Here is a 12,342-nt window from a genome sequence, read left to right on the forward strand (position 1 = left end):
GTTTCATCAGAAAAGCCCTTGCAAGATATGTATTACGGTATACCATCAGGCCTACAAATCATAAAAACCGCGTCACACACCCGAGGACCACCCAATGATCGATGCTGCCATTTACAAACAAGTCATGGGCTCGTTCCCGTCCGGCGTCACCGTCATCACCACCCTGGACGACGACGGCCAGATCGTCGGCCTGACCGCCAGCGCGTTCAGCTCGCTGTCGATGGACCCGGCGCTGGTGCTGTTTTGCCCCAACTACAGCTCCGATTCCTATCCCGTGCTGATCAAGAACAAACGCTTTGCGATTCACCTGCTGTCCAGCGTGCAGCAAAGCGAAGCCTATGCCTTTGCCCGCAAAGGCAAGGACAAGGCGCAGGGCATCGAGTGGACACTGAGCGAACTGGGCAACCCGATCCTCGCCAATGCGACGGCGGTGATCGAATGCGAGTTGTGGCGTGAATATGAAGGTGGCGACCACGCGATCATGGTCGGCGCAGTGAAGAACCTGATCGTTCCCGAGCAGGTCGCCGGGCCGCTGGTGTATTGCCATGGCAAGATGGGCGCGTTGCCGGTTGTGGCGTGATTTTTCAAATCCGCCGAAAGCCATGTGGGAGCGAGCCTGCTCGCGAATGGAATGGGTCAGTTGTTACATTTTTGACTGACCCGACGCCTTCGCGAGCAGGCTCGCTCCCACAGGTTTTGGTGTTGCCTGGGCGACCGTGTCAGGTACGGAACCGGCTCACCAGCTGATTCAACGTCTGCGACAGCGCCGTCAGGTTCTGCGCATCCTGGCGAGTCGAGTCCGCAAGGCTCGCCACCAACTGCGCATCGCCATGAATCTGGCTGATGTGCCGATTGATGTCCTCCGCCACTTGATGCTGTTCCTCCGCCGCTGTGGCGATCTGCGTGTTCATGTCGCGAATCACGTCGACCGATTCCCGGATCAATTCAAAACTCGCCCGCGCCTCGTTGATCGACACCACGGTTTCCCGCGACACCTCAAGGCTGGCGTGCATCTGCTTGCCCATCTGATGGGTGCGCCGCGCCAGATTGCCGAGCAGTGCGTCAATCTCACCAGTGGAATCCGAGGTGCGTTTGGCCAGCGCGCGAACTTCATCGGCGACAACTGCAAAGCCCCTGCCCTGCTCACCGGCACGAGCGGCTTCGATGGCGGCGTTGAGCGCAAGCAGATTGGTCTGCTCGGCGATCGAGCGGATCGTGCCGAGGATCGACTGGATATCGTTGCTGTCCTGTTCCAGTTGCTGCATCGACTCGGCACTGTGACCGATCTCCTGGCTCAAACGCCCAACGTTGCTCACCGCCGCGTCGATCTGTTGCTGCCCGGTGTGTGCCTGACGCTGACCGTTGTCTGCCGAGTCGGCGGCCTGACTGCACGAGCGCGCGACCTCGTTGGAGGTGGCGACCATTTCGTGAAATGCGGTCGACACCATGTCCACCGCCTCGCGCTGACGCGAAGCCACGTCGGCCATTTCCGCCGAGACTTCGGTGGCGCTGCCGGAGCTGCTGTGAATCTGCCCCGCTGCCTGGCCGATGCGCTGGATCAGCGTACGGATCGCCTCGAGAAACTGGTTGAACCATCCAGCCAATTGCGCGGTTTCGTCCTGCCCGCGTACTTCCAGTCGCGCAGTCAGATCGCCCTCGCCTTGAGCAATGCCTTCGAGACCACTGGCGACACCGCGAATCGGCTTGACCATCAACCCGGCGAACCACGCACCGGCCATCGCAAACAGCAACGCGCAGACCACTGCGATAGCGCCGATCAGCCAGGTCAAACGAGTCGCCCCCGCCATCACTTCACTGGCCTTCACCAGCCCCACAAACCGCCAGCCTAACGACTGAGACGGCCAGACCAGGGCCATGTAATCCTCGCCGGCCAATTGCACCTGGACCAGGCCTTTGCCCGCCTCGGCCAGTTGCTGATAACCGTCGCCGAGATCGCTGAGTTTCTTGAAGTTGTGCGCTGGGTCGCTCGGATCGACCAGCACCGTGTTATTGGCTTCCATCAACATCAGATAACCGCTTTCACCGAGGCGGATCTGCTTGACCAGATCGGTCAATTGCTTGAGCGACACGTCGATGTTGACCACGCCGGCATTGCTTCCCAACTGGTTGTTGAAACTGCGTACGGTGCTCACCAGCACCACGTCATCCGCCGCCCAGTAATAGGCCTCGGTGCGCAGGGTCTTGCCGGGGTTGGCCATCGCCGTTTTGTACCAGGGACGGATGCGCGGATCGTAGTTGGCCAATTGCGCATCGCCCGGCCAGAACAGATAACCGCCCTGCTCGGTGCCGACGGACAGATAGGTATAGGCCGGATGCGCTTTGGCCAGGCCATCGAACAGTTTGAACAGCTGTTGATCCTGCGGCCCCATCGGCACTTGCGCGGCGTCGCTGCTCAAGTAGCGTTTGAGGCTGGTGTCGATGCTTTGCAACTGCGGGTGCTCGGCCAGGTAAGCGACGTTCTGGCTGATGCCCTCGAAAAACAGCTGCATCGCGTTTTCCACCTGACGCACTTCGCGCCCGGTGCTGTCGGTAAAGGTGTCACGCGCACCCTCGCGCACGTTGACGATGATCAGCGCTGCCACCAGTAACACCGGCAGGCTGGCGATTACCGCAAACGCCAGAGTCAGTTTTTGTTTTATGTTCATTGCTTGCGCCTTCCTTGTTCGAAGTGTCGGTCAGAAATATTTTGCGGATATTCCGTATTATGGTATACCAATATTCAATCAACCGAACAGCCGTCCTCGAAGGCGTGCTTGAATGGTGAGAAGACTCGCGAGCGCAACGCGTTCACGTCAGTTCGACAGGCCCGCACACGACCGGCCAATTACAAAAGACTCGAGGTAGCGTCATGAAATTTTCCCTGTTCGTACACATGGAACGCTGGGACGAAAGCGTCAGCCACCGCCAACTGTTCGAAGACCTGACCGAACTGACCCTGATGGCCGAGGCCGGCGGTTTCAGCACCGTGTGGATCGGCGAACACCACGCCATGGAATACACCATCTCCCCAAGCCCGATGCCGCTGCTGGCCTACCTCGCAGCGAAAACCACCACCATCCACCTCGGCGCCGGCACCATCATCGCGCCGTTCTGGCACCCACTGCGTGTCGCCGGTGAATGCGCCCTGCTCGACGTGATCAGCAACGGCCGCATGGAAGTCGGTCTCGCCCGTGGCGCCTATCAGGTTGAATTCGACCGCATGGCCGGCGGCATGCCCGCCTCCAGCGGCGGCCAGGCCCTGCGCGAAATGGTCCCGGTGGTCCGCGCCCTGTGGCAAGGCGACTACGCCCACGACGGCGACATCTGGAAATTCCCTACCTCCACCAGCGTGCCGAAGCCAATCCAGAAGCCCAACCCGCCAATGTGGATCGCCGCCCGCGACCCCGACTCGCACAACTTCGCCGTGGCCAACGGCTGCAACGTCATGGTCACGCCATTGATGAAAGGCGACGAAGAAGTCCTCGACCTGAAAAACAAATTCCAGACTGCCCTGGACAACAACCCAGACGTGCCGCGGCCACAATTGATGGTGCTGCGTCACACCCACGTGCACACGTCTGATAACCCGGACGGCTGGAAAGTCGGCGCAAAAGCCATCTCACGTTTCTATCGCACCTTCGATGCGTGGTTTGGCAACAAGCAAACGCCAGTCAATGGCTTCCTAGCGCCGAGTCCGGAAGAGAAGTTCGCCGGGCGTCCGGAGTTTGAACTGGAAAGCCTGCACAAGACCGCGATGATCGGCACGCCGGAAGAGATCATTCCGCGGATCAAGTACTATCAGGAACTGGGGGTGGATGAGTTCAGCTTCTGGTGTGATAACAGCCTGCCGCATGAAGAGAAGAAGAAGTCGCTGGAGTTGTTTATCAAGCATGTGGTGCCGGCGTTTCGCTAAAGATTTTGGAGGTTAAACCAAAACAAACGCCCCGCTTCAGACGGGGCGTTTGTTTCAATGATTGATCCTCCCATGCTGTCCATTGTCAACCTTGCCCGGCCCGAAATAGTCAGACCTATATCCTTTCAAAATAGGTGTGAAACGCTGCAATTATTTTATCCAGGGCTTTATCGTGACCTTTGAGACTCTGAAACACTGGAGAACTGATCAAGTTGCAGCTTAAAAACTCAGAAAACTCATTAGAAGCCTGCTGTGAATCGAAAGCCAGTACACCGTACTCTTCGTAAGCACTTTCAAACAATAGCCAATCAAAACTCACATTACCCATGATAACCGGATAATTTACTGTACCCTTGAAAAAATCTCGAAACCCCACGCTTAATTCGTCGACATTCTCTTGAATATTTTCCCCATCAAAAACATAACAAGTGCTGGTCAACGGTGCACTGAACAGGGCAAACGCGCGCGTCGAAAAAACTTTAAAGCTAGAGCAGAGTAAGTCATCGAGTAGATCAGCATTACTCAAAAGAGGCCTCTCAAAAAAATAAAACTCTAATCCTGGATTTCGAAAAACCATCTCGGGCAAATCTTTATTCAGTTCAAGACGACTTGATAACATCGCGGTTATCTGACGCAGTTCTTGATGTTCAAGTTTGGTGAGGCTCATTCATTCACTCTCGAATCGGATTCTAACAATCGCTTTGTTGATACCTGCAATGAAAAGGGACAGCACCTTGTCCCCTCAGCTTAAAAGGGAAATACCCACAATCACCCCAACAACCTCAACCAGTTCAATAAGCGTTACGACAAGCCTAACTCATGCGCAGAGGCCTATCTTGGTATAAATCTTTGGCGTAAGAACGGCTTGTAACTTGAAGGCGCAATTGCAATCAGCGACTCAGGGCTCGCCCCCCGGACAATAGAGTGATCAATTATCGACTCTACAAAATAATAGAGTTGCTCGGGATTTTCGCCGAGCAGCCCTTCATTAACCACTAAGAATTCTCTTATAACATCGAGCGAATTTTCCTCGGCTAAAGCGCGGCCTAGCAGTTCATAAGCGGAAATGTACAAAGCGTTCTCAATTATCCCACTGCTCCCTCCCAGGGAGGCCAACAATTGCTCCATATCATGATTCGAAAAATATGGCGAGGATTTTAGCCAAGAAAAAAAACCTATAAAATCACTACTTGAGGAGCGCACTTTCGATATCTCCAATCAACTCTCTGGCAAAACCAATATCTGACAAAAGGGGACAGTCCCCTTTTGTGCGCTTTTTTTACGTTCGACACGAATTGAAAGGTGGTTCAAAGGTGGTCTGCCCCCATTTACCCCCCAATATATTAAAGATCAGCATTTAGTTTATAAAAAACGGACTTTCCAAAAATCTTTACATGCATCCACCCAATACTTTTCTCGTGACGGAATCAAGTAGCTGAAATCGCCAGATTCAGCAATCCAACCCGGATGCACATACTCCTCATGAAATCGACCGTCATCCATATGCATGAAAATCTTTCGATCAAAATTCACGTAAAACAGAGGAAGCCGCGAGCGTATGACATTTGCATTTTTGAACAATTCCGAATCCAGACCTTCGCCTGTGAGATAGTAGTTTTCAATTCTTTCAAAAACATCTGGCTCAGCCCCAATAAAGCCTTGCAATTCGGAAGACAACAAAATCTTTACACTCGGCCCATGAAGATAGGAAGGAAAGTTCTCGTCTGTCATCTTCAAGATTCCATTCCTGAATTTCAGGCAGGATCGTTCGTATTGCTCTTGCGTGATACCTCCGTTACTCAATGACGCTCTAAGACTCTTGTCAACGTCAAGAGTAAAATTACATTTTTCATCAACAACCCAGTAACACTGAGCTGACTGAACAAAAAAACCGATGCTTTTTTCGCCGTCCCACAGGTCATCAAAAACGTCTTGATGAATATTCATTTCTTAAACTCTAAAAATTCTTCTTGAAAAAAAAGGGGGACAGCCCACCTTTTACTAAATGGTCGATTTTTTCGGCCGTCCCGGGCTCCCTCGCTGCACACGACGACCGATCATTGCCTCGACTTCAACAGCAAACTTTGAGCCGCCAAATCATTATTTACATTGGTCGCGGCACAAATCTGGTCAACCACTTCTGACTCTAAGTCTTAAAGGCACTCATGAAAATCATCAATAATTTTATCTAACGTAAGTCATCGAGACAAGTAACCAGGGAGCGAGCTCACCAATGCTCGATCAGCCTCTTGTTCCGCCCCCTTTACGCCCCTTCAACATAATTTTTGATATTTGAAAACTTGTTGGAAATCCAACATACAGACATGAAAATAGACAACGGCAGGCACAACCATTTAAACACCACTTCAAAATCCGGCTCAAAAAACAAATACATAACAGCCATCAACAAGAAAGCCATAACTAAAGTAATCGTCAGTCCAAACGAACCCTGCCAGACTTAAGTGCATAATCAGTTTAAGCACGATATTTTTTATTTCGCACCACAGTCCCACCAAACATGGAAGTTCACCTGAGGCCATCCGCAGCGATGACTTTCAAAGGTACTTTTACAAAACCTGCGCCAGCTGAAAACACAAGATCCCCGCCACTATATACTGCAGGGCCATACCCTCCGGGAATGTGGGAAAATGCGTCCTTCACCGGGTTGTAATTAGACGGGCTACCCCCCCAAGAAAATGATTATATATGCCAGACCCGCCTTCAATAGTGGGAAATGGGGACACACCAAGTTTTTAGAGTGCTTTCTAAACGTAGCCTACCCCCACCTATTCTTTTTCACAGAAAATTTGATTTTTTTATTCTTTCACAAAATTTTCCAGAATTTTATTTTTCTCAGAAAATAAGGCTCTGACAAAATCAGCGTCAAATTCCATTATCAAACCAATGGCATCCTTGATTTTCCACCGGTGAAGTTCCGGATGTTCAACCATTGCGATCAAATGCTGCTTCAGCAGCGGTAGGTACTCTGAATACTTTTCACGATGCACGAAAGAATATATTTCCGATATTTCAAAAGGCCTCTCGTTGGCCAGAGCGATTATTTTTGAAAGCACATCATATACCTGACGCCTCACTAATTCCTTTCCACTGACCTCAGCGGCATTTGCGAAATACATCGTCACTGCCATCAATATATGCCGATATGTATCATCGTACCCATGGAGTCTATGGGTGTAAATACCCTCAATAATCTCTGGGCGCCGCATATATTCTTCCAGCACTATCAATCCGTTATGAACGCCCCAGCTGGTGAGAAGTTTAGAAGCCTGAAAACGCTCCATTTCATTCCCACTGTTGAGCAGTTGCCTCACTGCGGCCATTCTTTCTTCTGAAATGTCTTCTCGGTCTAGGTCACCCGCCTCCACAGCGTAATCGGCGTGTTCCGGAATACCATTGAGCAGTTCGTATGTTTTGGGATCCATCGCCTTCACCTATTTTTTCACCGGTTTAATGTAGTCAGCCGGAACACAACCTTTGATCAAACATTCCCCATCCCTCGCAGCGTTTGCCAAATCTGTCTCTGCTCTGTCTAATGAGGTTTGATTTTTTGGCGGGGAAACGGGGACAAACCACGTTTTTGGAGTGCTTTCTAAACGTGGTCTGTCCCCATTTATTCTTTCCCATTAACCCCGAACAGCGACCTGCCCAGATGTCAGAGGAGAAGAAAGAGGGAATCCCATTTTACGGATGATCTAGGGCTAACAAAAGTTTGTCCAGCATGTGCCTTTCTCCGACACCGACGACACCATTATAAAGATCATCAAACTCACCAACCCTCGCCATTAATAATCCGTTTCCTTCCGCCACATACTCGCACAGCATGAGATCTTCCCAGAGCTTTCCAGACCACCCATTGAACAAGGCTTGTTTCATATCTAAATCCATAGGCACAATGGCTACATAAGAACATCGCTCAGATAAAAACGCCTCCAAGATAGTGCCGTCTGACAGATCCGATACGCGAACACCTCCAAAAAACTTTAACTTCCCATCGCGCTCTATGGTATGCATTATCGAATGACCTTGGGGAACTTCAATTCCCTGTGACTTTAACCCACCCCATAGCCCTAGATATTTGACGATCCTCGTGTCTGGCTGCCAAGCCGAATTACTCAAAAGCAACCAGGCTGCATATCCCGGCATGTTTTCGACAACGCGTTGATGTATGAAATCGAATACTGCTCTCAATGCCTCATAAGGCTTCGCTGACGCAATAAACTTAGCTGTCGATAATTTTAATCTGCAGTTTTCGTCATCCCCATTTAGATTGAGTATTTGATTGGGAACCGACAAATCATTTTCTCTCAAAATTTTGATTTCAGTAATCATAATGATTTCCCGCTTCGTCGTTAAAGTGCGGCCCCCGATTTTGAGGATCACCATCGCCGTAATCATGTCCCGCTGCATCGGCACGAATTCTCACTGTGCGCGTACCGCCACCTGCAGCGGGCACTTCAAACTCATAAATGGCTCCGGTCTGAGGGTTGCCCCGTTTGTCGACACTTTGGATTACTCGGCTAGGCTGCTGACTGGTCGGAATCCCGGCCTGCCGTTTCGCTTCATTAAATGCGCCACCTCGACCAGACCCAGGTGGACTCATATTTTCAGGAATTGTACCCTTTTCGTCTGGACTCTTTACAGGAGAGGTGCCTTTGCCCGTACTCCTTAGAGGCAGAATTCCAGCCCCCATCAAGACCAACTCATTGGCCAGTTTCTCAAAGAACCCGCCGCCCTCAGAATTCACTACACCCGCCATACCTGCGGTGGAGGATAAATTACCCGCTTGGACAGTTCCTACCCAAGCGGCCTCTCCGCCCCGTCCTTCAACCCTTAATTTCTTGACCAGCTCTGAGAATTTCGTATCGTCGTCGGCTAATTGATGGGCGATCTGGCGACAGGTATCAGGTGTTTTTTCACAAACCCCGTCGCGTTCCATTTCTCGAATTTTGTCTAGCGCTTCATATTTATCCCTGACAGCAAGCTTTTCCTTATCCGTGGCTTTGCTGTCCATTTCGGCCAGCATTTCTTTCACCTCCCGGTGATAGAGATAGTTATAGGTCGTGGCACTCCCGGCTATGCTGGCTCCTATCTGTGAATTGCCATCAACGAGAGTCGCTGCAAGTACACCCGTCAGCTGGGACAACATCACCTGCAGCTGGTCATTGCCGCCAGCGAAATCGATGAGTGCATTTATCGCAGCTTCGTTCAATCCAGCAGCCGCTGCACCGGTAGCAAAATCCCCGCCAATGACCTGGGAAATCAATCCCCCCATCAGCGCGTGCGCAATAACCTTCTCAACGCTGCCATCCGGGAACCTAATTGTGTTGTCGCCAACCCAATTGAACCCAGTGGCCATGGCGACGTTGCCCGCCTCTCCAATCAAAGCGGAACCGAAGTTGTCAGCAAAGCTGCCGCCACCGATAGTCGTAGAGATCCCGCTGGAAATGACGGCCCGCCCAGTTGTGCGGATCGCTACTTCGGTAAAGTTGTTGCTGGATAAAATGCTCGCCGTTTTGCTGTTTCCAGCCGCGAACCAATTGGCGTCCGCATAATCGAGCATGCCCGCCGTGAATCCAGCGATGGCTGCATTCTTCAGGCTGTCGGCACTGAAAGTTTCCTTGAAGGCAGCACCGAGATTGCCCTTGTTACTGATGGTGCTGGTTACAGCCGTCGTTGCCAGACTGGTAGCAATGACGCCACCGAAGCCTCCACTGACAAGAGCCAATCCACCCGGCCCCATTACGAACGACATCATGATCGCAATAGCGATTTGTGCCGCCGGTCCAACCCCCGAATTCTCATACTTGAAAGACTCGTGAATCTCCTTCACTCGCTGCCAATCCACGTCCCCTCGGGCTTCGGCATCTTTCAACCAGGCCAACTGCGGATCAGCCTTGACCATAGCGTCGATGGTCTGGCTGACAGATTGCTGATTCACATCCTTGATGTCGATTTTCAGGCCATCGACTGCCTTGATAACGATATTGCCCTTAGCGATCATCTGGGTTTGGCGCAAGGTCTCGTCGGTATTGCCGCGACCTTTGGAGGACACCCAGCCAGCGCTGTTGTTGGTCTTGGTATGGTTTTCGTCATGGAGGTCTTTGACCCCCTGAAAAGTAATCACCCCACTACTGTCCAGCGTGATGTTGTTGCCACTTTCCAGTTTGGCAACCTGATACAGCTGATCACCCTTACTCGACAGCGTCAGGTTGCCACCGGCCTTGATTTCAGAGCCGACGTGCTTAATGTCGGTCACCTCATCGTGCTGCATTTTCAGCTTGCCGAAGCTGCCCTTTTTCTTCATGTCGTAAAGGGAGTAATCGGTGTCTTGCAGGGCCAGGAGCTGCAAGTTATCGCCGGCCACCAGATACGCTTCATCACCCGCTGTAACGCGGCTGGAAATCACACTCAGGTCTTTGCCCGCATCCAGTTTGACGTCGCCCCCAGCAGTGATACCTGACATGACTTGAGTGACATGATCCTCCTGACGAGTCATGTTCTTGTTTTTGGAGCGCGAATGTTCCTCGTCCGCCGCCGAGGTTATGACTACGTTGTCGGTGGCCTTCATCGACACATCACGCTTGGCCTCAATGTCACTGGCAATAACACTGATGTCACGCTTGGCATCCGCCTTGAAATCACGCCCGGCATCGATATCGGCGCCCAGTTGCGTGACGCTGCTAACAGCTCCTCTCCAGCCCAGCGACGCGCTGTCGTTAACCTGCACGGAGGCCACGTTGACATCACGCCCTGCGTTCAACGACATGTCCTGACCACTTTTCAGGACGCCGCCGATGACGTTGATGTCGTTGGCCGCTTTGACGGTCAGGTCGTTGGCCGCCTCGATCCGCGCTGCGTTATCGGCAAAATCCTCATGACGAGTGACGGAGCCGTACTTGTCGTCCATCGAGGTGATGGTCCGCTCGTTGATCACATCGCCCGTGCGGGTGGTCAGGCTGACGTCCTTGCCGGCAATGATGCCGCCGGCCTTGTTGACGATGTTATTGGTTGCCAACAGATCCAGACGGTTACCCGCCTCGATCGAACCACTATTGACCAGATCCTTGCCCGCCGTCGCCGACAGATTATTCGTGGCCTTCAACGTCCCGACGTTATCCAGGTTTTCACCGGCAATCAGCGTCACATCACTCCCGGCAATCAACGCCCCGGTCGGGCCCAAACGGCCATTGGCCTGGGCCAGATACACCACCGGCACCAACACTTTTTCACCATTCACTTCATGCTCTTCCAGCCAGACGATGTCGTGCGTCAGCGCGGCGACTTGCTGCGAGGTGAGGCCGACGCCGACCGACAGGTTGAGCGCGTCCTTGCTGGCGATGGCGTTGTTCATCAGATACTTGAACATGCCCTCGTTGGAGGTCTGGCCGTCGAGGAAAGCCTGGCCTGTGCGTGCGGTGACGGCTTGCTGGATCAGGCGTTGTTCGTATAGGCCGTCGCCGAGGCGCTTGGCGCTTTGGTCTGGGTCGAAGCCGAGTTTTTCCAACAGGTAATCGGAGCTCATGAACGACTTGAGGTCGGTGAGTACCGGGTTGGTTTCGATCAGGTATCTGTGCGGATTGGACGGTGCCGTGGTGTTTGGCAGGCCGGTGACACGAGTGACCGGACGGGTGTCGATCGACTCCTTCATGTCGTTGCCGCGACTCGGCATGCCCGATCCGGCGCTGCCCTCGGGCACCTTGACATCGACCGTACTGGCGACGGCCTGAACCATGCTTGGGTTGCGGTGGAAGGTGTCAACGGCGCGCGTGCTGTCAGACACCGCTGCAGGGGCATCGATGAACAGGTTGCGCGGCCCGCCGCTGCTGGCGGCGACCATATGGTCCTGGGCATTCACCGACTCACTGCCAACCGTCCAGGTCGGAGCTGGCCCGGTATTGCCGGCTGCGGTGCTGCTGGAGCCCTGCCCGCTCAGGCGGAACAAACCGTTTTCACCGGTTGGCAGGGAGAAGCCAGGCAGGCTCAGCGGATTGACTTGCTGTTGTGCAAGGTCCGGCGGCAGTTGGCTGTTGATGCGCACGACAACAGTGCCGCTGTTGCCGACATTGGTATTGGCGACTTTATTGGTGCCACCGTTAGCGCTGTAGTCCTGATGAATGACGCTGTTGGCGATTTCCTGGGTGGCGGTTATCGAGACGTTTCCACCGGCCTGAATCACGGCATTGCGAGAGCTCGTGACGTCGGTAGCACCGGTACTGTTTACGGGCTTCTCGACAGCGACGCCTTGTTGGTAAGGCGCCAGCTCACTCGGTATCGCCATCAGATTATTCGGGTCGTACAACGACGGCGTTGAAGTCTCAAAGCCCGCGCTGTATCCGGACATCGCCCTACCGTATTTGCGACTGCCGACGTTCTCGCCTGTCTCGGCGTCAACGATGACGATGCCATTG

At 53.0% G+C, this 12,342-nt stretch carries 7 protein-coding genes and 1 pseudogene; 2 read left to right on the forward strand and 6 right to left on the reverse strand.

Going from position 1 to position 12,342, the window contains the following annotated elements:
- The first annotated feature begins 94 nt into the window (after nt 1-94).
- Complete coding sequence (locus AC0Z4S_RS17765; protein ID WP_016775037.1) at nt 95-580, forward strand: flavin reductase family protein; 486 nt, start codon at nt 95-97, stop codon at nt 578-580.
- Between the two features lie 139 nt (nt 581-719).
- Here AC0Z4S_RS17765 and AC0Z4S_RS17770 read toward each other — a convergent pair whose 3' ends face one another.
- Nucleotides 720-2,666, reverse strand: a complete 1,947-nt coding sequence (locus AC0Z4S_RS17770; RefSeq protein ID WP_485623959.1) for a methyl-accepting chemotaxis protein — start codon at nt 2,664-2,666, stop codon at nt 720-722.
- Nucleotides 2,667-2,869: 203 nt separating this feature from the next.
- Between AC0Z4S_RS17770 and AC0Z4S_RS17775 the strand changes: the two genes are divergently transcribed.
- A complete protein-coding gene (locus tag AC0Z4S_RS17775; RefSeq protein ID WP_485623961.1) occupies nt 2,870-3,913 on the forward strand; it encodes an LLM class flavin-dependent oxidoreductase in 1,044 nt (347 codons plus the stop codon).
- A gap of 115 nt (nt 3,914-4,028) precedes the next feature.
- On the opposite strand, the gene AC0Z4S_RS17780 is transcribed toward AC0Z4S_RS17775, so the two are convergent.
- The 5 genes and pseudogenes from AC0Z4S_RS17780 to AC0Z4S_RS17800 form a co-directional block, all read right to left on the reverse strand.
- Entirely contained in the window at nt 4,029-4,580 is a 552-nt protein-coding gene (locus AC0Z4S_RS17780) for a hypothetical protein (RefSeq protein WP_485623963.1), read from the reverse strand.
- Between the two features lie 695 nt (nt 4,581-5,275).
- Entirely contained in the window at nt 5,276-5,860 is a 585-nt protein-coding gene (locus AC0Z4S_RS17785) for a hypothetical protein (protein WP_485623965.1), read from the reverse strand.
- A gap of 869 nt (nt 5,861-6,729) precedes the next feature.
- Nucleotides 6,730-7,356 carry a hypothetical protein gene (locus AC0Z4S_RS17790; RefSeq protein WP_485623967.1) on the reverse strand — a complete coding sequence of 209 codons (627 nt, stop codon included), beginning with the start codon at nt 7,354-7,356 and terminating at the stop codon, nt 6,730-6,732.
- 259 nt (nt 7,357-7,615) lie between these two features.
- On the reverse strand, nt 7,616-8,263 hold the full coding sequence (locus tag AC0Z4S_RS17795) for a hypothetical protein (RefSeq protein ID WP_485623969.1): 648 nt from the start codon (nt 8,261-8,263) through the stop codon (nt 7,616-7,618).
- Nucleotides 8,253-11,963: pseudogene (locus tag AC0Z4S_RS17800) on the reverse strand (DUF637 domain-containing protein); the annotation flags it as partial. The pseudogene AC0Z4S_RS17800 and the gene AC0Z4S_RS17795, both read right to left, overlap by 11 nt.
- Between the last annotated feature and the right edge of the window lie 379 nt (nt 11,964-12,342).

This window comes from Pseudomonas sp. 1L-B-1-E-C1 (assembly GCF_057291835.1).